Origin of the sequence: Pseudomonas sp. SJZ131, from assembly GCF_007828705.1 — a bacterium.
Taxonomy (GTDB): Bacteria; Pseudomonadota; Gammaproteobacteria; order Pseudomonadales; family Pseudomonadaceae; genus Aquipseudomonas; species Aquipseudomonas prosekii.
In genome coordinates this window covers 269,805-291,762 of record NZ_VIVC01000002.1, presented here as the reverse complement: position 1 = coordinate 291,762, position 21,958 = coordinate 269,805, and the positions used below count along the sequence as shown (strand labels likewise).

Genomic DNA, 21,958 nt, shown 5'->3' with positions numbered 1-21,958 from the left:
CGAACCCGCCCTTGGGCAAGGCGTGCCAACATCAAATTTCGCCCTTCTCGACCTCGGGATGCTCACCGGAGCCGGTGCCGATCTTGCGTTGCGGGTGTTCGATTTTCACCGACGGGAATTGTGACGAGGCGTAACGCACCACCAGAATCGCGAACGCCAACAGCAGAATCCCGCCGCACAGGTAGATGATGCCGATGTCCGGCGGGTTGTGGTGCGAGACGTTGGAAATCAGCAGGCGTGTCAGCGCGGTGATGGCCACGTAGATCAGGAAGCGCACCGGCATGTGGTTGGTCTTGAAGTAAATCCCGACCATTGCGCCCAGTTCCAGGTAGATGAACAGCAGCAAGATGTCGTCGATCTTGATGTGTCCATTTTCGATCATCCCCAAAAACTCCATCACCGCCGCCCACGCGGTCACTGCACCGATGGCGAACAACGCCAGGTAATGGAAGCTCTCGACGAACAGGTTGCCCAGCGATTCGGCGAGTTGGTGCACGTTCTGCCGCAGTTTCTCGGCCCAGTTGATTTTCACGGTGATACTTCCTTAGCTCGTTTCGAGCGGATCATGCGGGTTGGACGTGACGGTTGTTCTGCATGCAGAAAAAAGGCCAGAGGCTGGAGGGTGAGATGGCGATGGGCTGCCATTGGACACTTTTGTGGCGGATTCGCCGGCCTCATCGCGAGCACGCTCGGCTCCCACAGGTTGTGCGCGAACCAACTGATTTCGGTCTACATTGAAAAGCCACTACCCAAAGCGCAGGGATTCGCTTATCCTTTTCGCTGTATATAGATACAGTAGTCGCGAAGACAACTTAATGTGAAGGCATGTGAGGTGGTGAATGGCCGTCGAAGTGGTATACCGCAGCAGCCGAGATCTGGAGCGCTTGTTCATGGATAAAGCCGAAGCTGACCGTCATGACAAAATGCTCGAACTGGCCGAATTGCTGGCTGAAGTGTTGCAAAAAGCTGTGCCGTCCTTGAGCGAACAGCAAGTGGAAGAAGCCGGGATCTACATGGCGAAGAATCGCGATGTGTTCGCCAAGGCGTTCAAGAGCCAGCCGGACGCCTTGTCCGAATTGCTGAGCGCGCCGGTTGAAGCGCCAGCTCCGGCAAAAGCGGCAGCATTGGTGGAAGCGCCTGCATCGGTGAAAGAGGCGGAAGAAGCCGAGCCGGTGAAACCTGCGAAAGCAGCGAAGGCTGCAAAGTAAGCAGAGTACGAATTGAATAGGCCCTGAGTCGAATGGCTCAGGGCCTTTTTCATGTCTGCAGTAAATCGCTGTCAGCGGTACAAAACTTTCTCCGCCAACTCATCCGCCACCCGCGCGGGCGAGCGTTTTTCCGCTTGCGCGTGGGCATACACCTCGGTCAACCGTGAGCTGATTTTCGACAGGTGCGCGGTGATCGTCGCCAATTCATCGCCGCGATGTTTCAGCGAAACATAGATCAATCCGCCGGAATTGATCACGTAGTCCGGCGCATACAGGATGCCTCGGCGCTCCAGTTGATCGGCGACGTCCAGGTGCGTCAGCTGATTATTCGCCGAGCCGGCCACCGCCGAGCAGCGCAGTTGCGAGACGCTGTGGCTGTTGAGCACCCCGCCCAAACCGCACGGGGCGAGGATATCGCACGGCGTGCTGAGCAACGAATCGTTGGCAATCGGGTGCGCGCCAAGTTGTTCCATCGCCAGTTGCACTTTGCCGTGATCGATGTCGCTGACCAGCAGTTCGGCGCCCGCCGCGTGCAGTTGCTCCGCCAAGGCAAAACCGACGTTGCCCAGGCCCTGAATGGCTACGCGCAAACCTTCGAGATTATCGCTGCCGAGCCGCGCCATGGCGGTGCTGCGGATGCCGGCGAACACGCCCATTGCCGCGTGTGGTGCCGGGTCGCCGGCCGACGTGGTGCTGGTGACATGCCGGGTTTGCTGGGCGATGCAATCCATGTCCGCCACCGAAGTGCCGCTGTCGATCGCGGTGATGTAGCGGCCATCGAGTTGATTGATGCAGCGGCCGAACGCTTCGAACAGCGCGGCGCGGCTTTCCACGTGCACCGGACGCAGGATCACCGCCACCCCGCCGCCCTGCGCGAGACCGGCGAGTGCGGCTTTGTAACTCATGCCTTGGGCCAGGCGCACGGCATCTTCCACCGCCGATTCGTCGCTGGGGTAGGCAAGGTAACGGCATCCACCGAGGGCTGGCCCCAGGCGGCTGTTATGAATGGCAATGACCGCCTTCAACCCGGTGACCGGGTCTACGCTTAGATGAAGCGATTCAAGGCGAGTGCTTTGCATGAGAGCGAACATTGTCGGGCTCCCGAATACGTCTTGTAGTCGCCAGTATAGGCTTGCGCCTGAAAATTGCTGGAGCGCACCGGAATAACGCGCGCGGCTTTCAGGGCTTTCGGACATAACCTGCAACAGCATGTGTGCAGCACTGGACGAAAGTCGGCGACGGGGCTAAAACGAGGCATTCCACGGAGATTTTGATGACCCCGCGCCAACGTTTCTTCGACTGTCTGCAACGCTCGCCGCCCGCGCTATTCGAGGCGGCGTTGTGGATTGCGGCCGAACACGATGCCGAGGTGGATCCGCAAAACGTGCTGGCGAACTTCAAGGATCTGCAACAGCGCGTCAGCTCAGGCCTGCCGATGTTGCCGGTCAGCGAACTGGCCCAGCCGTTATTGCGGCGGATGAACGACCTCGGGTTTGCCCAGGACGATTTTGTGCCGCTGCGTCCGCAGGTGGCGCTTATCCACAAAGTATTGGAGCGTCGGCGCGGCCAGCCGTTGGCGTTGGGTTTGATTGCGCTGGAGCTGGCTCGCAGACTGGAAATCCCCATGGTCGGGGTCAACTTTCCGGGGCATTTCCTGTTGCGGGTTCAGGGCGCCGATCATCTGCTCGACCCGTGCGGCGGGCGCCGCTTGTACCCCAACGATTGCCGCGATTTGCTGCAGCGCCAGTACGGCCCGAATATCAAACTCAGCGCCGAGCACTTGCTGACCGCCAACCCGCTGTCGATGCTGCAACGCCTGTCACGCAACCTGCGTCAGCTGCATCTGGCCAACGATGACTACATCGGCGCGCTGGTCGATGCCGAGCGCGTGCTCGAACTGGGCAACGGCAGCGCCTCCGACTACCTCGCCCGCGCCAGCCTCTATCAACGCCTGGATTGCCCGAACGCTGAGCGCTTTGATCTGGAACACGCGTTGCTGCTCAGCGAAGACCCAATCCAGCGGATTCGCCTGACTGAACGGCTCGAACATCTACCGCCGAACTCCATCGTCCATTAAACCTGTAGGAGCGCGTGTTTTGCACCGACCTGTAGGAGCGAGGCTTGCCCGCGAATCAGGCGCCTCGGTCCGTCAGGGATACCGCGTTATCGTTCTTCGCGGGCGAGTCTTGCTCCTACGAGGGTTGCGCTTGGTTCTTGCGGCGAGCGCACCTGAATGATGAACAACGCCGCGATCACCGCCGGTATCGCGCAGAAGAAGAAAATCTGCTGCACCGGGATGTGCATCGCCAACAGCATGCTGCCGAACAGCGGCCCGAGGATCGAACCGAATCGGCCCACGCCCAGCGCCCAACCGGTGCCGGTGGCGCGCACGTGCGCCGGGTAGAAATTACTGGCGAAGGCGTTGAGCGTCAGTTGCCCGCCAATGATGCAGAACCCGGCGGCGATTACGCTGGCCACCAGATAACGCGGATTGTCGTGATTGAGGCCGAGCAGGATGGTGCACAATGCCGCGCCTGCCAAAACCCCGGCGAGCAGGCGCACTTTGCTCTTGAGACGGTCGGCAAACCACGCCATGCAGATCGCGCCGACGGTGCCGGCGAACAGGAACATCGAAGTCACCAGGTTCGCTTGATTGAGTTTCAAACCACTTTCCAGCAACAGCGACGGCAGCCAGCTGATCATGAAATACAGCAGAATCAGGCTGACGAAAAAGGTCGCCCAGATCAGCAGCGTCGGCCGCGCATAACCGTTGCGAAACAACTCCACGACCGTCAGTTTGCTGCCCTGCTCTTTGTTGTTTTGCGCAATCGATGCGGCGGGCGGCTGCCAGTCCGGGAGCATCCGCGCGGTGACTTTGCGCAAGCGGGTATAAGGCGGTGCATCGCGCAGCAGACGCGGCAGCGATTCCGGCAGGAACCACGCCAGGAACGGAAACAGCAGCAACGGCGTCACGCCACCGGCAAGGAATACCGCTTGCCAGCCGAAACTGTCGATGAAACCCGCCGCGACAAAACCACCCGCCGCGCCACCGAATGAAAACCCGCACGCGGCCAAAGTCACCATCAAGGTGCGCAGGCGTGGCGGCGAGTATTCCGACATCAGCGCCATCGCGCTGGGCATCGCCCCGCCCATGCCGATCCCGCAGATGAAGCGCGCCGCCATCAAGGTGCTGAGCGAATCGGCGAACACCATCAACACCGTGAGCGAGGCGTAGATCAGTACACAACACAGCAGAATCCGCCGCACCCCGAAGCGATCGGCCAACGGTGTCACGAGCAATGAACCCATGGTCAGACCCAACAGGTTGGCGCTGAACACCGGGCCGAACGCGGATTTTTCCAGGCCCCAATCCTGCGCGAGAGCGGGCACGACATAACCGAGTACTTGCGCGTCATAGCCATCGGTCACCAGCAATAACGCCAGCAACAACAGGATCAGCCACTGATAACGGGACACAGGACGGGCGTCGAGTGCCGCCCGAAAGCTTGCAATCTGGTTATGCATCGCGAGGTACCTGAATTGTTTTTATGGTTTAAAGCCGCCCACCGAACCCTTGTGGGAGCGAGGCTTGCCCGCGAAGGCGGTGTGTCAGCTACATGGATGTCTGCTGACACACCGCCTTCGCGGGCAAGCCTCGCTCCTACAGAGGGCGGGGTGAAGCTTTAAGGCGTATCAGGCTGGTTCGCCGGGTGCGCCTGGATAAACGCCGGGTGTGTCGCGGCCAACGCTGCCACCCGGCAAATCCGCGGGTACGCATCCAGCGCAATGTTGAAGCGGTCCGCCGCGTACAACTGCGGGATCAGGTAAACATCCGCCAACCCCGGCTCATCGCCGAAGCAATAACCGGCGTCGCCGATCAATTGCTCAACCGCCGCCAGCCCTTGGCTTATCCAGTGCCCAATCCAATCGGCCACCTGCGTTTCGTCATGCCCCAACTGGCGCAATTTGTTCAGCACACTGACGTTGTGCAGCGGATGCACGTCGCAGCCTATCAGCGCCGCCACGCCGCGCTCGTGGGCGCGGGCAGCGAGGTCTTTGGACAGCAACGGCACCTGTGGATAACGTTCTTCGAGGTACTCGATGATCGCTGGCGACTGAATCAGCAACTGACCGTCATCGGTGCGCAACGCCGGCACCCGACCTTGCGGGTTCAGCGCCAGATACGGCGCTTGCCGGTGTTCGCCACCGGACGCCGCGATCAGGTTGACCGGCAGCGCCTGATAATCGAGGCCTTTGAGCGCCAACGCGATGCGCACTCGGTAAGACGAGGTCGAGCGATAGTAGGTATAGAGCTGCATGACCCGCTCCTGTTAACGCGCCGGCACGACTTTGCCACGGCATTCGCCGAAGCCGATCGAGGCAAACCCTTCGCGGTTGCAACGCGCACGGAGGATGATTTCGTCGCCGTCTTCAAGGAACTTACGCACCTCGCCCGAGGCCAGTTCGATCGGCTTTTTGCCGCCCTCGGTAATTTCCAGCAGGCTGCCGTACTGACCGCTTTGCGGCCCCGACAACGTGCCCGAACCGAACAGATCACCGGCCTGCAATTGGCAGCCGTTGACGCTGTGGTGCGCGACCATTTGCGCCACGGTCCAATACATGTGTTGGGTGTTGCTCAGGGTCAGGCGCTGGGGCGGCAGATTTTGCTCGCGCATGCTTTCGGTGAGCAGCAGCACTTCGAGTTCGATGTCGAACGCGCCGCCCTCCTGATCGCGTTTGTCGGTGAGATACGCCAGCGGCTGCGGATCGCCTTGCGGACGAGCCGGTTGCGCGCGGCGAAACGGCTCCAGCGCTTCGGCGGTGACGACCCACGGCGAGATGCTGGTGATGAAACTCTTCGACAGGAACGGCCCCAGCGGCTGGTATTCCCAGGCCTGGATGTCGCGCGCCGACCAGTCGTTCAGCAAGCAGAAACCGGCGATGTGATCCGCCGCGTCGCCGATGGCAATCGAATCGCCCATTTCGTTGCCCTTGCCGATCCAGATGCCCAGTTCCAGTTCGTAATCGAGGCGCGCGCACGGGCCGAAAGTCGGCTCGGTCTGACCGGCCGGCAAGGTCTGGCCCTTCGGCCGACGCACGTCGGTGCCGGACGGGCGAATGGTCGAGGCACGACCGTGATAACCGATCGGCACGTACTTGTAGTTCGGCAGCAACGGGTTGTCTGGACGGAACAATTTACCGACGTTTTGCGCGTGTTCGATGCCGACATAGAAGTCGGTGTAGTCGTTGATTTTCGCCGGCAGGTGCATCACGCAATCCGCCGCCAATGGCAGCAATTTCGTGCCTTGCGCTTCGATCTTGCCGCGCAGGGTGCTGCCCTCGGCGAACAGTTCCAGCAGGCGTGAGCGCAACGCCACGCGAGCGTCGCGGCCGAGTTCGAAGAAGGCATTGAGCTGGCCGCCACGGGTCGCTTCGACTGCCGTGCGTGCTGCGCCGTCGAACAGGCCGGCGTCGAGCGCCGCTTCGAGATCAAAGATGTGTTCGCCGATGGCCACACCGCTGCGCGCTGCCGAACCACTGGTGCTGAACACGCCGAGCGGCAGGTTTTGCAGCGGGAAATCAGTGTCACCGTTGGCGGAGGCGACCCAGCTACGAGTGTTGGAAGTCTGAGTCATGGGTTATCTCCGGGTCGGGTCGAAAGTTACGGGCAACGTCGCCCAGCAGGCGTCGTAGTTGCTTTGCAGTTGCGGGCAATCGAGGGCGAACTGGCTCGGGCGCAGCACTTGGCTGGTCTCGAACATGAACGCCATGGTGTTGTCGATTTTCGCCGGCGCCAGTTCCGCGTTGATCGCTTTGGTGCAGCTCTCGCCGTCCGGGCCGTGGGCGCTCATGCAGCTGTGCAATGACGCACCGCCGGGCACGAAGCCTTCAGCCTTGGCGTCGTATTCACCTTTGATCAGGCCCATGAATTCGTTCATCAGGTTGCGGTGGAACCACGGCGGCCGGAAGGTTTTCTCGGCGACCATCCAGCGCGGCGGGAAAATCACGAAGTCCAGATTAGCCAAGCCGTGGACGCTGGTTGGCGAAGTCAGGACGGTGAAGATCGACGGATCCGGGTGATCGAAACTCACCGTGCCGATGGTGTTGAAGCGGCGCAGATCGTATTTGTACGGCACGTTGTTGCCGTGCCAGGCGACCACGTTCAGCGGCGAATGATTAAGCTCGCAGCCCCACAACTGGCCGAGGAATTTCTGCACCACTGGGGTCGGTTGCCGCAGGTCTTCGTAATGCGCCACCGGGGTCAGAAAGTCGCGCGGGTTGGCCAGGCCGTTACTGCCGATCGGCCCCAGGTCCGGCAGACGCAGCGGCGCGCCGTGGTTTTCAGCGATGTAGCCGCGCGCCTGCGGGTCGAGCAATTCCACGCGAAATTTCAGACCGCGCGGCAGCACGGCGATTTCCAGTGGTTCTATTTCGAGCACGCCGAGTTCCGTGACGAGACGCAGTCGGCCCAACTCCGGAACCAGCAGTAATTCGCCGTCAGCGTTGAAGAACACGCGCTCCATGGAGCGGTTGGCGCGGTAGCTGTAGATGCTGATCCCGGACGGTTTCTCGGCGCCGGCATTCGCCGCCATGCGCACCAGCCCATCGATGAAATCGGTCGGTTCGCTGGGGATCGGCAGCGGGTTCCAGCGCAGCCGGTTGGGCGTCACTTCCCCCAACGGCCCGCCGGCGAGTTGCCGATCCAGTTTGACGAACGCCGGGTGCTTGGCCGACGGCTGAATGCGGTACATCCAGGTGCGCCGCGCTTCGCTGCGGACCATGGTGAACGCCGTGCCGGAGAACAGTTCGGTGTAGAGACCGTAAGGGACTTTTTGCGGGGAGTTCTGGCCGACGGGCAGTGCGCCGGGCAACGCTTCGCTGCTGAATTCGTTGCCGAAGCCTGACTGATAAGCCAGCGCTGGCGCCGTTGAATCGAGGTTCATGGAGCCTCCTGAACGGGGAGTAGGCAATGGCCCATCGCTCTATTGCAGAGGTCTCGGCACGCCCGGGTTATTTTTATCGTAATCAAATTACGCATAACGTAATTTGATCAGGATTGACCGTCAAGCTATAAAGACGCCCATTCGTCCCGGGATCACACCGCCTCCATGGAAAAGCCGCGCAGCACCGATAAACAGAAAGTCCGTTCGGCCGAGGTCGGCACCGACATTCTCAAAGCCCTGGCCGAACTGTCGCCAGCGACCTCGTTGTCGCGCCTGGCCGAACACGTGCAGATGCCGGCGAGCAAGGTCCATCGCTATTTGCAGGCGTTGATCGCCAGTGGTTTTGCCGAGCAGAACGCCGCCACCAACCACTATGGCCTCGGCCGCGAAGCCCTGCGCGTGGGCCTTGCCGCGCTCAACAGCATGGACGTGCTGAAAGTCGCCGCCCTGCCCTTGGCCGAGCTGCGCGATGACTTGAACGAAACGTGTTTTCTGGCGGTGTGGGGCAATCAGGGCGCGACCGTGGTGCACATCGAACCGGCGGTGCGCGCGGTCACGGTGGTCACGCAATTGGGTTCGGTGTTGCCGTTGCTGACGTCGTCGACAGGCCTGGTGTTCAGTGCCTTTCTGCCAGATCGGGAAACCAGCGAATTGCGCGAACTGGAGGTCCAGGCCAGCGAGGCGCATGCCTTGGCCGACGATCAAGCCTACGAGACCTTACGCGAACAGATTCGCCAACGCGGCTTGCACCATGTTCACGGTTTGCTGATGCCCGGCGTCGATGCGTTGTCCGCTCCGGTGTTCAACGCGGTCGGCAACGTCGCGGCGGTGCTGACCATCGTCGGCCCCACTTCACTGTTCCATGCCGATGAAGATGGCCCGGCGGCGCAGCGCTTGCTGGCAGCGACCCGGGCCGTGAGTTGGCGGATGGGTTATCAGCCCGACGATGTCAGCCGTTGAACAGCGCTACAGGTGGGCGGGCATTGGCGGTGATCACGCCAAGGTAGTTTTGCTGCTGGCGCTGTCGGGGTCGGCGAGCATTTCCTGGATTTCCTCCCATGCCCGCTCATGTATTTGCGGCAGACCGCTGGCCTTGGCGTAGAGCTTATCGATGCTGTAGATGTCCCCCAGCATATCGATGAGATTTTTCTGCAGTTTGGTAGCCTTGGTCAGCGTGTGCGCACCTTTGCCCAGCGCCGCCAATTCAATCAATGCACTAGCGAAATGCATGAGTGCAGTGGCTCTGTCCCCCAGTGAATAGGCCTCGGCGCCCTGAACCATCTCCTTGGTCAGCAGCGCGGCACCCACTGCAATGCCGACGGGGGGATAGATCACGCTGGCTAACGTGGCAGCGATCAACACAGTTTCGAAGACGATGCCGGTAATGATCTCTTCAAGGCTCTGCGTTGCCTCGTCCACATCGGACATGACTTTACGCAGCACGGTGTCGTAACAACTGTTGAAATCAGTGATGCGCGAGTTGCGCTCCAGTACCGGCGCCTCGGCAAAGTTCGTCAACTGTTCAAGGTTTGTTACGTAGGTGCCAATCAGTCGTTGGTAGACCGCCGGCGTGCGCGCATAAAAATAGTCGCCCAGACCACGGGTTTTCACCGCACTGACAAAGTCCTTGAAGGGACGCAACTCGCGGCCGTCCGGCGCATTCGGGGTGAACAGGTATTCTTCGACCAATCCGCCGATGTGCAGGCGAAACACAAACGTGCCGATCAGCGCGTGACCTTTGAGACGAAGCTCAAACATCGCGCTGTGCTGCACCGCTGTTGGTTCCTCACCCGGCGGCGCCGCTGGCAGCGGCCGATCCGGATCATATCCATCGACTACCTTCATCAGCTCGGTGACGTGCGAATTCGACAAACGGCCAGTGAACAGCGCCATATAGATCGCCGTGCGCATCTGTCGTTGCAGGATGCCGAGGTGCAAAAGACGCTTGAATCGCCCATCCGGATGGCTGCGATCCATATACGTTGTGCGCAACATGGCGATGTACTGCTCACCCGCGCGCAAAGTCCTCGACCAACCGGCGATATGCCGGATATCCAGTTTGCTGATCGCCGGATGAGACCCTTTCAGCGTATAGCGCGGGTACAAGTCGCGGTTGGCGTTATCTGCGGCAAAGCGCACTTCTCGGACTATCAGTTCAGTCAGGCTCATTTGCTGTTGCGCACTGATTTGTACTTCAATCCGATCAGGATCGACCGCAACATTTTCACCGGCGGCGAGAAGAACGCCCTCTACGCGTTGTTTGATCAGTTGATGGCAGAAACGGTCATAACTGATGAAACTGCCTTGGCGCACTTCAATCGCACGTAACGCTCGCAGTTCGCAGTTGATCCGGCTGAACACTTGGCGCTGTTGATCGGTCGCCGCCCGGTAACCGTAGGGTGTATGACTTTCTTCTGCGGCGATCAGCCAATCGCGATGGTTGGCAACAACAGTTGTCAGTGCTTCCTTGCCGGTATAAGGCGTCGGTGCCAGCGAAACTCCTCGCCAGAGACTTGGCAGTCTGGAGACTTGTTGCAGATAACCACCGACAACTTCGCGGTGCAGAGCATGAGTCTGCCAACTCAGGTATTCGCGACCGCGTGGTGTCTCTGTCCAACTTCCAAGATCGATGCTCACGCGCCGCAGCGACGGCAGTTGATACCAGTCCTGGCCACCGGGCGAGTTGGGAGCATAGAGCAACCAATCGTCATCGCTCGGACTGCGACTGCTGATAACGGCAAGGCCGGCCAGCGGCCGCCAGTTTTCGTGCAACTGCACTGGCGCGATGATCAAACCCTCATCGCCTTCAATAAGACGGCGCACACGCTGCAGATTGCTGTCGCTCAAATGGTCCTGCAACTTAGCCGAAAAGGCGCTGAACAAAAGTTGCTCGCGAGTCAGGTTTTCCATCGCGGCGAGTACGTTCGGGCGTTGATAAACATCCCTGAATTCGCGGCCATAAGCCGCCCGCACGTCGCTGCTCATCAGCGTTTCCAGCCAGTTGGGAGCGATCTGCCATGTATCTGATACCTGCAAGGTAACTTGTGGGCGTCGACCCTCATCGTGCAAGCCGTGCAGCAACAAGTCCGTGAGCGAGCGCTTTTCTTCCTGAATCAAAGAGCGGCCACCGAAAGAAAACACATACCGCGATGAAGTCATCAGCGTGTCGGGGTCGAGTGCTGTCCCGAACCTTCTGGCCAGCGCCTGCGCAGCCAGATCACGAGCGTAAGCCTGAACGCTGGTGAAGGGGCCAAGTTGGTTATCCAGATGCATCTGGCTGGCAATCAGGTTCTGCTCGAGTTCGCCGTAGTGCTGTCGGTCGAGTGCACTTGCACGCTCGAGCCATTGGGCAGGAATGTCACTGTTGGCGGGAATATGCGTATTGATTACGTTCATTCAATTGCCCTTCGATTAATTCTCAACTTGCCGGCTCAATGCAGGCGAAAATTAATCTACGTCGGTTCGAACAAACATCAAATCGGCAAATCAACACTGAATAGTCACAGCTGCAACCGCATGTAAACTGAATCTTTTTTCTACATATAAAGGGAAACGTTTAGCCCGACGCCAATCCCCTGTCAGCCCCACAACCCCAACGATTTCGCCTTCGCTACGGCTTGCGTGCGACGCTCCACCCGTAACTTCCCATGTATGCGGCGGCTGTGAGTTTTAACAGTATGCAAAGAGATAAACAGTGCATCGGCAATCTGTTGATTAGAGTGACCGAGTGCAATTAATTCCAATACTTGCAGTTCACGCTGACTTAATAAATCCGCAGGTGCAGAACTTGCGCATGACTCTTTGGCCGGCAATGGAACAACGTGTTGCGCGTCTGACAATGAAGGCTGGCGCAAACGCAATTCGCTCCACAGTTGTTGCAGTTGATAACGCTCGACATTGCGCGCCCCCTCGTGCAAAACGTCGACGGCTTTCGCCACTTGCCCATCGAGCCAAAGTGCCTCGGCCAAGGCCAGTTGCAACTCGGTGGCGAGCGCGTACATGCCGCACGATCGGGCATGCTCAAGCGCCGCATCGATTTGCCCCACCGCGTCGACCGAACCCGGCGCCACGCGGACTTTGGCGAGCGCCAGCAGGTATTCGATTCGCGCGATCAGTGCGAGCGTCGCCGGCGGCGCATGGCGTGCGCGCGGCCCTCGATAGTGTTTGAGCACGCGACTCAGCGCCTCGCACGCCAACTCCGCGCGGCCCTGCTGCAACCAAAAATGGCTGCTGACCTGCAACAGCACGCCGCGGTACACCGTGTCGGGGATCTGGCGCAGTTGCATCAGCCGTTCGGCATCGCGCAAACAGACGAATGCGTGGGCGTAATCGCGGCGATTGGCGGCCAATTGCGCCAGGCCGATATAGCCGTACAACACGCGTTTGTCGTGGCTGCGCAGGCAATGTTCCTGCCCGGCATGAAACAGTTCTCGCGCCCGCTCCTCTTCGCCCATGCACAGTGCCAGACGCCCGCGACGCAAGGCGATGCGCCCCAGCAGCGGCGTCGGCAACGAGGCCTGTTGGCAGAGCAAATCATGGATATTCGCCAGCAGCGTTTCGGCCCGCGCGGGGGCGCCGCGCTGTTCAAGCAATTGCGCGTGATCGAGTTCGAGCAAGCCCTCAAACACCAACGAGCCCTGCGCCCGAGCCAGGCACAGCGCCTCGCGGTTGAGGGCCTGGGCGACTTCCAGTTCGCCGCGCAGCAAGGCTTGCTGGGTCAAACCCGACAGGCACAAAACGCGCACGGTCCACAGCTCGGGGCCGAGGTCGTGCAGCGCCTCGAGCAGATGCGCGCGCGAGGCCTCCATGCGTCCCTGCAAGTGCAGCAACCAACCCTGCTGCGCCTGCCAACGGGCGAGCAATTGTTGCTGCAGCAGCGGCGTCGGTTGCGGGGCAAATCGCGACAACTGTTCGATGCATTCAGCGGCCTGCTCGAAGCGCCCGGCGAACAACGAGGCGGCGGTGATCAAGCCGACCAATTGCGGCGAGCCGGACAACAGCTCCGCGCCCTGTTGCTCGTGCAAGCGCAGCAACAGGAGCACCGTTTGCTCTTCGAACAAATGCTCGAAACTGAAGTGCTGCAACAGGCTGACCGCGACTTCATATTCTTCGGCGAGCAGGGCCTGTTCGAACGCCGGTTTCCACAGCTGTTCGGCGGCGAACCACTGGCACGCGCGTCGATGCCAGGAACGCCCGGTCGACCACTGTTCATCGCGCATCAGTTGGGTGAGTGGCGGAAAAATCTGCAGCCAGTCCGCCGAGTCCTGCCAGGGCTCGATAAAGCAGCCAAGTTCCTGCAACGTCTTCAGGCATTGCGCGCCTTCACCGGCGCCGAACAGGTGCTCGCACAACCGCGCATTGAAGCGCGGCAAATGCGCGAGCACACGCCAGGCTTCGGTCAGCTCGGCGCTGAGGCTGGTGAACAGTTCGTGCTGCAGATAATCGAGCAAGGTGTCGGGGCGGCCGTGCAGTGTGTCGCTGCGCGACCAGTCGCATTTGTGCAGCAGCGCAATGCGCACACCGGCGCACCAGCCACCACTGAGGCGGATGATTTTGCTCGCGGCGATGTTCGCTTCGGCGGGTGTCAGGTGCTGCAACAGCGCGGCGATTTCCGCTTGGTTGAAGGCCAGCGTCGAGCGCTCGCCGTCATACAGATCATCGTCGAGTAACAGGCGTGGCCAGTTGCATTGCGGACGCCGCCGCGCGCCCAGCCACCAGGTAACCATCGGGCTGCTGATGGCGATCAGGCGATCGAGCAGTTGATCGAGTTGCGGGTTGGGCACGCGGCAGTAGTCATCGAGAAACAGCCAGATCGGCGTCGACCAGCGGGCCAGCGCGGCAAGGACTGCGGACTCTTCCGCTGACGGCAGCCCTGACGCTTCGGCCAGTTGCCGACACAAATCCGCCGGGGTCGTAGCGGCACCGGCCAACGGCAACCAGCACACCTGACATTGTGGCGGCGCCTGCAACAGGCAATCGGCGAGCAGCGAGGTTTTGCCGCTGCCGGCCGGCGCGCAAAGCAATTTCACCCGCGCGGAGGATGCCAGCAACGGCGCGCTCAGACGCTCGCGCGACAGGTGATGGGAGGACAAGCGGGGCAAAAATCCCGGACGATCCAGACACGGGGTCATGGCGGTCATTGCGGCGTGCCTTTTTATAGTTGTGCCGCAACCCTAGCCCTCTCCCGCGCGGTTGTTGAGAAACATTCAGAACGCTGATTGCCCCCCATAAAAAACCCGCCCCTGCAGCAGCCGAGCCTGGTGGGAGTAGAGCTTGGTGGGAGCAAAGCTAATTGGGAGTGGAGCTTGGTGGGAGCAGAGCTAATTGGGAGTGGAGCTTGGTGGGAGCAAAGCTTGCTCGCGATGGCGGTGTGTCATTCAACATTGATATTGGCTGACACAACCCCACCCCCTGTAGGAGCTGAGCTTGCTCGCGAAAGCGGTGTGTCATTCAACATTGATGTTGGCTGACCCAACGCTATCGCGAGCAAGCTTTGCTCCTACAGGGACGGCGGTGTGTCATTCAACATTGCTATTGGCTGACCCGACGCTATCGCGAGCAAGCTTTGCTCCTACAGGGACGGCGGTGTGTCATTCAACATTGATGTTGGCGGACACTACGCCTTCGCGAGCAAGCTCAGCTCCTACAGGGACGGCGGTGTGTCATTCAACATTGCTATTGGCTGAACCGACGCTATCGCGAGCAAGCTTTGCTCCTACGGGGACGGCGGTGTGTCATTCAACATTGATGTTGGCTGACACTACGCCTTCGCGAGCAAGCTCAGCTCCTACAGGGAAAGCGGTGTGTCATTCAATATTGATGTTGGCTGACCCGACATTATCGCGAGCAAGCTTTGCTCCTACAGGATGGTGGCTTAACGAACGCCCTCAGCGCGCAACGCCGATGGCGTGTAATCGGCCGCTTTCGCTTCGAAGCCGAATTCAAAGCTGTGCTTCTCTTCGTTTTTCATCCCGAGGGCAATATAGCGCCCGGCGATGATGTCGTAGAGCGCTTCCAGGGTGTACGCCTGCGCCTGGTGATCGTAGTAATACTGCGCGTGCCCCTCCGCCACTCGCCACAGTTGGCCGCGACCGTCGTAGTGATCGACCAGCGCCACCTGCCAACTGTCTTCGTCGATATACATGTGGCGTTTGGCATAAATATGCCGCTCGCTCGGCTTCACCGTGCCGACCACTTCCCACACCCGGTGCAGCTCATAACGGGTCAAGTCCTGATTGATATGCCCAGCCTTGACGATGTCGTCGTACTTGAGCTTCGGCGAATCGAGCTTGTAGCTGTTGTACGGAATGTACATTTCCTTTTTGCCGACCAGTTTCCAGTCGTAGCGATCCGGCGCGCCGGAGAACATGTCGAAGTTGTCCGAGGTGCGCAAGCCATCGGCAGCAGTGCCCGGCCCGTCATACGCGACTTGCGGCGCCCGACGCACGCGACGCTGACCGGCGTTGTAAATCCACGCCAGACGCGGTTCCTTGACCTGATCGAGCGTCTCGTGAACCAGCAACACGTTACCCGCCAGACGCGCCGGCGCAGTCACCGACTGCTTGAAAAACGTCAGCACATTCGCGGCTTTTTCCGGGTCGAGATCCTTGATCAATTGCGGCACGGCGATCTCTTCTTCGAAGCGGATCGGCGTGTAGCTGCCGTTGGTTTGCGGGGTCACTTGCGTGATGATCCGGCGCAAATTGCCACCGTGATAACGGGTGATGTGGTTCCACAACACCTCGACGCCATTCTTCGGAATCGGGAACGCGTAGTAGCGGTTGCCAGTGAAATTGGCCAGGCCGCTGCCGTCATTGATGCTGTTGACGTTGAGCGCACTGCGCTTGGCCGATTCGTAGATTTCCGGCGGTACGGCAACCGTGCGATGGGTCGGGTAGACCGGAATTTTGTAAGTTTCCGGGTAGCGCTTGAACATCGCCACCTGACCTTCCGACAGCTTGTCCTTGTACTTGTCGGCCGTCGCCGCGGTGATCACGAACAACGGTTTTTCGCTGGCAAACGGGTCGGCGAGGAAACCTTTGCTGTCCACCGCACCAGCGTTTTTCGGAATGCCGCCGGTCCACGCCGGAATCGAGCCGTCGGCGTTGCCAGCCTTCTCCGCGCCCAACGGCGTGAGGCTGGTGCCGAGCTTGTTGGCTTCGTCCGGCGAAACCGCCGCTATCACGTTGGCGGCCAGCAGGCTCAAGGCCAGGGCGCCGCATTGCAGAATCATTTTGCGCATTAACATCATCCTTCTCAGCCAGATCAGAAGTTCACGCCGAAGCTCAGCGCCAGGAAGTCGCGGTCTTCGAGAACGTTGTAGTCACCGCCGAAAAAGTCGGTGTAACTCAAGCTCGCGGTATAGGTGTTGCGGTAGTCGGCATCGACGCCGACGCTGATCGCCTTGGCGCCTTCGTTGAACAGGCCATTGGGGCCATAACCGGCGACGTCGTGGGACCACGAGAGGTTGGGTTTGAGGTTGATCCCGCCGATCACGTTGGCGTAATCGAGGATGGCCCGAGTGCGATAACCCCACGACGTCGAGGTGACGAAGCCCTCGGTGTCGCCGCCGAAACCATACTGGCCGAACACCGAATCGCGGCCGTAACGCAGATCGCTTCGCGACTCCAAGCCACCGACGCGCACCACCGCTGCTTCGCCGACCACGGTCAGCCGTTCGGCGCCGAGCACCTGATCGAAGAAGTGCGTAAGCGTGCTCTGGATTTGCGTCACTTCCTTGCGCCGATAACCTTTGTTATCGGCGCCCGGCGCGGTGGCGATAGGCGAAGCGGCGCCGCCGGCAATCGGGTTGATCAGCGCCAGCGTCAGGTCGTTGGTGCTGACTTGCACCGGCGCGTTGGGCCGATAGCTGATCTCGCCGGTCCACGCGGTGCCGGTAGGCAACGTGGTAGAGAAACTCGCGCCGTACAGGCGAATGTCTTCCGGGTAATCGAGATAATACTGGCCGCGACCGAGCATCACACTTTGCGCCAGCCCCGCGCCGCTGCCCGGTGCCAGTTGGTTGGCGATGCCGACCATGCCCGGCAGGCTGGCCAAGGTCGAGGCGCCAGCAGTGACGGTGCCGACCGTTGGCGTGCGGCTGTGGTAATTCATGAAGTACAAGCCGTACTCGGTGTCGTCGCCGAGCCAGCGCAACGCCGTGCCCCACTGCCCGGAATCACGCGCATCGCGGTCGCCGCCACGGGGGATGACCACGCCTTCACGCGTTACTTGAATCGGCTGGCCGAACGCCGAGGCCAGTGGCGCCAACGGTGCAATCGCCGGGTTGCCGACGGTGTAGCCGTTGTTGCAGCCGTCCGCCGCCACATCGACGCCGAAGAAGGTGCCGCAGTTGTCGAGAACCGTCTGGTCCCACTCCAGTTGATAAAAACCTTCGATGGTCAGTTGATCGGTCAGGCCTTGCGAGCCGAACAGCATGTTCACCGGGATCAAGCCTTCCTTGATCTCGGCGCCGGGACGCCGAAATGCCGAGACGTCGACCGGGTTGATGCTGTTGATCGAGTTGCCGATGAAGGTACTTTCGCCCCAACTGACCACTTGTTTGCCCGCGCGCACAGTGCCGGGCAGGTTGGCGATGGAATAGTTGTGATAGACGAACGCATCGAGAATCTGCGCGCCGGACGATTTCGCACCTTCCTTGCGCCCGTTGTCGCTGATCTGTTTGAACTCGCGGTCTTCATCCTTGAGCTCGAAGTCGTACCAGTATTTGCCGCGCACAAACACGCCGGTGTCACCGTACTTGAGTTCGAGATCGTGAATGCCCTTGACGATTTTCGAGAAGGTTTCACCCTTCTTGAAGTTCAGTCGCCCGTCATCACCGGTCGAGGATTGGCCAGTGCCGCCGTTGACCGTGCCGACAAAAGCCTTGTCCGCATCGCGCATGCCCCAACTGGCGCCGACCGACAATGAAGAATCGAACGTGCCCTCGATTTCGCCAATGTTGAAAGCAACGGCCTGCGCCTGGGCACAGCAACCCAAAGCCACCGCAGCGGCCAGCGCTTGCGGCGTGAAGATGGCGCGCATTGTTGTTTTTGTCATGCGTCTTCCCCGGTGAGTGACAGAAGGCCCCACCCTACTGCCCCGCGCCGGGAGCGATAAGCGCACCAAGGAGGTATTCGCGTTGTACCTCCAAAGGATGAATGCCCACACCGCACAAGGCTTTGCGCCACGCATGGACGAGCTGGATGAAGAACTATCAACCGAACGCATGACGCCAGATCGCCGGAGCCCCTGTAGCAGCTGCCGAGCCTGCGAGGCTGCGTTCGGCTCATGTAGCAGCTGCCGAGCCTGCGAGGCTGCGTTCGGCTCATGTAGCAGCTGCCGAGCCTGCGAGGCTGCGTTCGGCTGCGAAGCAGTCGTGATCAGTTCACTCGGTGTGTCAGGGTAAACGCGTGCTCAAGTTTGACGACTGCTTCGCAGCCGAACGCAGCCTCGTACCTCGGCAGCTGCTACATAAGCCGATGCGGCTCTCAATGCGACAAATTCGGGCGCGGCGCGAATCCGCGACTGTTGCACGCCCCGTAACAGTGCATGTCTGGAATCGCTATTTTTCCTTTGCGTTCAACCACCTATTCTTGCCGGGCTTTCACGGGGAACCGACCGTAAGCACGACGCGATCGACCTGACTGAACCCCAGGCCTGTCGCGGCAGATTTCAGATGGATTGAAGCGCTCTTCGATTCATCGCCCTGTGTTCACTGACGTTGATTTATTGCTCCTTGATCAATCGTCTTACTTTGGCCGCTGCGTTTGCAGCGGCCTTTTTTATGGGCGATGTTTTTAGCGGGGATTTGACGCGGGGATGGCAGGGCTCAGGCACGCCCTGCCGAATGCAGCGAGATCAGAGCGAATACTTCTGCAAATTCGCCATCATTTCCTTCAACGCCTCAATATTGTCCTGCGGATGCGCCGCACCCTCAAAATCACAAATCTGCTGCCAGTGCGCCGCGACATCTTCCGGCGAGAAGCCCACGCGCGGATCAAACCCGGCGCCCAAGCTACGCTCCCAACGCACTTTGCCCATCCAGCCGCCGCCGACTTCAAACAAGCCTGAAGTTTCCTGGCAATTTTCGCTGGCGAGGTACACCACCAGCGGGCTGACCAGTTCCGGTTTGAGTTGCTCGAATACTTGCGGCGGGATCAGGCCTTCGGTCATGCGCGTACCGCCGGTGGGGGCGATGGCGTTGACGAGGATGTTGTTCTTGCGTCCCTCGATGGCCAACGTGCGGGTCAAACCGTACAAACCCAGCTTGGCCATGCCGTAGTTGGACTGGCCGAAATTGCCGTAGATGCCCGAGGTCGATGCGGTGAAAATCACCCGACCATAACTTTGCTCACGCATGTGCGGCCACGCGGCGCGGGTGACTTTGTAGGCGCCTTCGACGTGGACGCGGTAGACCAGATCCCAATCGGCGTCGTCCATTTTGTGGAAGGTCTTATCGCGCAGGATCCCGGCGTTGTTCACCACCACGTCGACGCGGCCAAACACGTCGAGCGCTTGCTGGACGATTTTGTCGCCGTCGGTGACCGAGTCGTGGTTGGCTTCGGCGATACCGCCCGCCGCGCGGATTTCGGCGACCACGCGGTCGGCGGCCGAGGCATTGGCACCTTCACCCTGGGCGCTGCCGCCGAGGTCGTTGACCAGCACTTTGGCGCCCTGTTGCGCAAACAGCAGCGCGTGCGCCCGGCCCAGACCGCCGCCGGCGCCAGTGATGATCACGACTTTATCTTCGAAGCGCACAGACTCACTCATGGGGAAAACTCCAGCAGGCCAAAGGACATTGGCCCTGAGTGTCGGCCACGGCGCTGCGGGTCACAATCAAGACGAGGAGGCTGAATGGTGCGCGATAAGGTTAGGGGATGATGCGCGCGATGAGACAAGACAGCGCAAAACCTGCAGGAGCAGAGCTTGCTCGCGAAGGCGTCGTGTCAGCCAGCATCAATGTTGCAGGATGGCCCGCTATCGCGAGCAAGCTTTGCTCCCACAGCGTTCGGGGTCGGGCAAAAAATACAGCTCAAGAACATACCATCCGGCGCGGCGCCAGTGTCAGGCGATCGCGAAACTCGACGTAGTGCTTGAGCACCTGCACCGGCGCTTCGATCTGCGGATAGTGACCAATACCCGGCAGCAGCACCGTGTCCGGATTGGGGATCAATTGCCGATAACGCTCGACCATGTGCGCGCCGGAAATCGGGTCGACCTCGCCATCGATCACGCGCAATGGCACGTCACAACGCTGCATGGCGCCGATCCAGCGGTCGCGCTGGACCCGTCGTTCCGGAATGTAGCCAATCAACTTGTGCATGATTCGCGGCCCGCGATTGCTCTCGACCAGACTCCAGAAGTCATCCATTTCGCTCTCGGTCGGACGGTTCTTCGAGCCGAAGATCTGGCGGAAATTCTTCACCAAGGCATCGCGGGTGAACGCCCGACCGAGCATCCAGCCCAGCGGACTGAGCAAGAGTTTTTGTGCCAACAACGGTCGATGAGTTTCGGGGAACAGCCCGCCATTGAGAAACACGCAGCTGGCGACATCAATCCGCGCCTCTTGGTGGCGGACGAGCAATTCCTGAGCGACGCTGTCGCCGTAATCGTGGGCCAGCAGGTGCACCGAGTGCTCGATGTTCAGGTGCGCGAGCAACGCCTGCTGCAAGTCGGCTTGCTCCAGCAGGCTGTATTGGTGGTTCATCGGTTTCGCCGAATCGCCGAAGCCGAGCATGTCGCAGGCGATCACCCGATAACGCTGCGCGAGCGGCTGCCACAGGTAATGCCAATCCCAACTGGCGGTGGGAAAACCATGGATGAGCAGCAGCGGCTCACCCTGCCCGGCCGTCCAGTAACGGATAGCCTGGCCACGGAAAATGAAGGTCTGGCCGTGTTTGCGCCAGACGCTCAGCGGGATCTCGGCGAGTGGCATCAGAGTTTATAACCTGGGTCTTGTTTATCGAGTTTGCGCAGCAACGCCGGCCAGGCCAGCGCGCCACCCATGCCTTGGGCGCTTTTGGTCACACCCGCGATCATCGCTTTGGCGCCGGCGAGAATCTGCGGTTCGATGGCGATCAGCTCGGCGCCACCGGTTTGCGCCAGCACCTGGATATCGCAAGCGCGCTGGAAGGTGAACATCATCAAAAAGGTGTCGGCGATGGTCCCGCCGCAGGTCAGCAGACCGTGGTTGTGCAGCATCAGGAAATTGTTTTCACCGAGGTCGGCCTGCAGCCGCGCTTTTTCCTCGTGATTCAGCGCCACGCCTTCATACGCGTGATAGGCCAGGCTCGACAGCACAAACAAGGATTGCTGGCTGATCGGCAAGATGCCTTGTTTTTGCGCCGACACCGCGACCCCGGCGGCGGTGTGCGTGTGCAGGACGCACACCACGTCGTGCCGCACTTCGTGCACGGCGCTGTGGATGGTGTAACCGGCGGGGTTGATCTCGTAAGGGCTGTCCATCAGCTTGTTGCCGGCCTGATCGACTTTGACCAGGCTCGACGCGGTGATCTCGTGAAACATCAGCCCGAACGGGTTGATCAGGAAGTCTTCGGTGCCCGGCACTTTGGCCGAAATATGGGTGAAGATCAGATCGTCCCAGCCATGTGCGGCGACCAGGCGATAGCAGGCTGCGAGATCGACGCGAGCCTGCCATTCGGCGGCGCTGACCTGATCTTTGACACTGTTGGGGGACTGGACGGGCGCGAGACTCACGGCAACAACCTCCTGGTTTTTATTATTTTGCTCAGTCTCCGCAGTCTAGTCAGGCTCTGGAATTCGTGTAGTTGCATTGGCAGCCAG

At 60.3% G+C, this 21,958-nt stretch carries 15 protein-coding genes and 1 pseudogene; 3 read left to right on the top strand and 13 right to left on the bottom strand.

The window, feature by feature from the left end:
- Nucleotides 1-31: 31 nt before the first annotated feature.
- The gene (locus FBY12_RS08195; protein WP_092273082.1) at nucleotides 32-532 is read right to left on the bottom strand and encodes a phosphate-starvation-inducible protein PsiE; all 501 of its coding nucleotides are present in this window, start codon (nucleotides 530-532) and stop codon (nucleotides 32-34) included.
- Between the two features lie 307 nt (nucleotides 533-839).
- Here FBY12_RS08195 and FBY12_RS08190 point away from each other — a divergent pair.
- Nucleotides 840-1,079: pseudogene (locus FBY12_RS08190) on the top strand (YebG family protein); the annotation flags it as partial.
- Between the two features lie 200 nt (nucleotides 1,080-1,279).
- Here FBY12_RS08190 and FBY12_RS08185 read toward each other — a convergent pair.
- Nucleotides 1,280-2,299 carry a Glu/Leu/Phe/Val dehydrogenase dimerization domain-containing protein gene (locus FBY12_RS08185; RefSeq protein ID WP_145252560.1) on the bottom strand — a complete coding sequence of 340 codons (1,020 nt, stop codon included), beginning with the start codon at nucleotides 2,297-2,299 and terminating at the stop codon, nucleotides 1,280-1,282.
- Nucleotides 2,300-2,481: 182 nt separating this feature from the next.
- Here FBY12_RS08185 and FBY12_RS08180 point away from each other — a divergent pair, with 182 nt between their 5' ends.
- Complete coding sequence (locus FBY12_RS08180) at nucleotides 2,482-3,285, top strand: SirB1 family protein (RefSeq protein WP_145252559.1); 804 nt, start codon at nucleotides 2,482-2,484, stop codon at nucleotides 3,283-3,285.
- A gap of 86 nt (nucleotides 3,286-3,371) precedes the next feature.
- On the opposite strand, the gene FBY12_RS08175 is transcribed toward FBY12_RS08180, so the two are convergent.
- The 4 genes from FBY12_RS08175 to hmgA form a co-directional block, all read right to left on the bottom strand.
- Nucleotides 3,372-4,733, bottom strand: a complete 1,362-nt coding sequence (locus FBY12_RS08175; protein ID WP_145252558.1) for an aromatic acid/H+ symport family MFS transporter — start codon at nucleotides 4,731-4,733, stop codon at nucleotides 3,372-3,374.
- Between the two features lie 158 nt (nucleotides 4,734-4,891).
- Nucleotides 4,892-5,527, bottom strand: a complete 636-nt coding sequence (gene maiA, locus FBY12_RS08170; protein WP_145252557.1) for a maleylacetoacetate isomerase — start codon at nucleotides 5,525-5,527, stop codon at nucleotides 4,892-4,894.
- 12 nt (nucleotides 5,528-5,539) lie between these two features.
- Nucleotides 5,540-6,844 carry a fumarylacetoacetase gene (fahA, locus tag FBY12_RS08165; protein WP_145252556.1) on the bottom strand — a complete coding sequence of 435 codons (1,305 nt, stop codon included), beginning with the start codon at nucleotides 6,842-6,844 and terminating at the stop codon, nucleotides 5,540-5,542.
- 3 nt (nucleotides 6,845-6,847) lie between these two features.
- Complete coding sequence (hmgA, locus tag FBY12_RS08160; protein ID WP_145252555.1) at nucleotides 6,848-8,152, bottom strand: homogentisate 1,2-dioxygenase; 1,305 nt, start codon at nucleotides 8,150-8,152, stop codon at nucleotides 6,848-6,850.
- Between the two features lie 165 nt (nucleotides 8,153-8,317).
- On the opposite strand from hmgA, the gene FBY12_RS08155 reads away from it, so the two are divergent.
- Nucleotides 8,318-9,112, top strand: coding sequence for an IclR family transcriptional regulator (locus FBY12_RS08155; protein ID WP_092273107.1), 795 nt, complete (start codon nucleotides 8,318-8,320; stop codon nucleotides 9,110-9,112).
- A gap of 33 nt (nucleotides 9,113-9,145) precedes the next feature.
- Here FBY12_RS08155 and FBY12_RS08150 read toward each other — a convergent pair whose 3' ends face one another.
- The 7 genes from FBY12_RS08150 to FBY12_RS08120 form a co-directional block, all read right to left on the bottom strand.
- Nucleotides 9,146-11,548 carry a dermonecrotic toxin domain-containing protein gene (locus tag FBY12_RS08150; RefSeq protein WP_145252554.1) on the bottom strand — a complete coding sequence of 801 codons (2,403 nt, stop codon included), beginning with the start codon at nucleotides 11,546-11,548 and terminating at the stop codon, nucleotides 9,146-9,148.
- 182 nt (nucleotides 11,549-11,730) lie between these two features.
- Nucleotides 11,731-14,292 carry a LuxR C-terminal-related transcriptional regulator gene (locus FBY12_RS08145; RefSeq protein WP_145252553.1) on the bottom strand — a complete coding sequence of 854 codons (2,562 nt, stop codon included), beginning with the start codon at nucleotides 14,290-14,292 and terminating at the stop codon, nucleotides 11,731-11,733.
- A gap of 734 nt (nucleotides 14,293-15,026) precedes the next feature.
- Entirely contained in the window at nucleotides 15,027-16,394 is a 1,368-nt protein-coding gene (locus FBY12_RS08140; RefSeq protein WP_145252552.1) for a DUF1329 domain-containing protein, read from the bottom strand.
- Between the two features lie 23 nt (nucleotides 16,395-16,417).
- The gene (locus FBY12_RS08135; RefSeq protein WP_121732951.1) at nucleotides 16,418-18,211 is read right to left on the bottom strand and encodes a DUF1302 domain-containing protein; all 1,794 of its coding nucleotides are present in this window, start codon (nucleotides 18,209-18,211) and stop codon (nucleotides 16,418-16,420) included.
- 801 nt (nucleotides 18,212-19,012) lie between these two features.
- Complete coding sequence (locus FBY12_RS08130; protein ID WP_121757292.1) at nucleotides 19,013-19,924, bottom strand: SDR family oxidoreductase; 912 nt, start codon at nucleotides 19,922-19,924, stop codon at nucleotides 19,013-19,015.
- Nucleotides 19,925-20,186: 262 nt separating this feature from the next.
- Nucleotides 20,187-21,089: an alpha/beta fold hydrolase gene (locus FBY12_RS08125; protein WP_145252551.1), complete on the bottom strand. Its 903-nt coding sequence runs from the start codon at nucleotides 21,087-21,089 to the stop codon at nucleotides 20,187-20,189.
- Nucleotides 21,089-21,871 carry a class II aldolase/adducin family protein gene (locus FBY12_RS08120; RefSeq protein WP_145252550.1) on the bottom strand — a complete coding sequence of 261 codons (783 nt, stop codon included), beginning with the start codon at nucleotides 21,869-21,871 and terminating at the stop codon, nucleotides 21,089-21,091. Before FBY12_RS08120 ends, FBY12_RS08125 begins: the two co-directional genes overlap by 1 nt.
- Nucleotides 21,872-21,958: the final 87 nt, after the last annotated feature.

What these genes read in the sequence shown, in the direction of transcription:
- maiA (WP_145252557.1), bottom strand. Translation starts at nt 5,527, where the DNA reads ATGCAGCTCTATACCTACTATCGCTCGACCTCGTCTTACCGAGTGCGC.
- FBY12_RS08125 (WP_145252551.1), bottom strand. Translation starts at nt 21,089, where the DNA reads ATGCCACTCGCCGAGATCCCGCTGAGCGTCTGGCGCAAACACGGCCAG.
- FBY12_RS08140 (WP_145252552.1), bottom strand. Translation starts at nt 16,394, where the DNA reads ATGCGCAAAATGATTCTGCAATGCGGCGCCCTGGCCTTGAGCCTGCTG.
- FBY12_RS08180 (WP_145252559.1), top strand. Translation starts at nt 2,482, where the DNA reads ATGACCCCGCGCCAACGTTTCTTCGACTGTCTGCAACGCTCGCCGCCC.
- FBY12_RS08135 (WP_121732951.1), bottom strand. Translation starts at nt 18,211, where the DNA reads ATGACAAAAACAACAATGCGCGCCATCTTCACGCCGCAAGCGCTGGCC.
- fahA (WP_145252556.1), bottom strand. Translation starts at nt 6,844, where the DNA reads ATGACTCAGACTTCCAACACTCGTAGCTGGGTCGCCTCCGCCAACGGT.
- FBY12_RS08150 (WP_145252554.1), bottom strand. Translation starts at nt 11,548, where the DNA reads ATGAACGTAATCAATACGCATATTCCCGCCAACAGTGACATTCCTGCC.
- FBY12_RS08130 (WP_121757292.1), bottom strand. Translation starts at nt 19,924, where the DNA reads ATGAGTGAGTCTGTGCGCTTCGAAGATAAAGTCGTGATCATCACTGGC.
- FBY12_RS08175 (WP_145252558.1), bottom strand. Translation starts at nt 4,733, where the DNA reads ATGCATAACCAGATTGCAAGCTTTCGGGCGGCACTCGACGCCCGTCCT.
- FBY12_RS08185 (WP_145252560.1), bottom strand. Translation starts at nt 2,299, where the DNA reads ATGTTCGCTCTCATGCAAAGCACTCGCCTTGAATCGCTTCATCTAAGC.
- FBY12_RS08145 (WP_145252553.1), bottom strand. Translation starts at nt 14,292, where the DNA reads ATGACCGCCATGACCCCGTGTCTGGATCGTCCGGGATTTTTGCCCCGC.
- hmgA (WP_145252555.1), bottom strand. Translation starts at nt 8,152, where the DNA reads ATGAACCTCGATTCAACGGCGCCAGCGCTGGCTTATCAGTCAGGCTTC.
- FBY12_RS08155 (WP_092273107.1), top strand. Translation starts at nt 8,318, where the DNA reads ATGGAAAAGCCGCGCAGCACCGATAAACAGAAAGTCCGTTCGGCCGAG.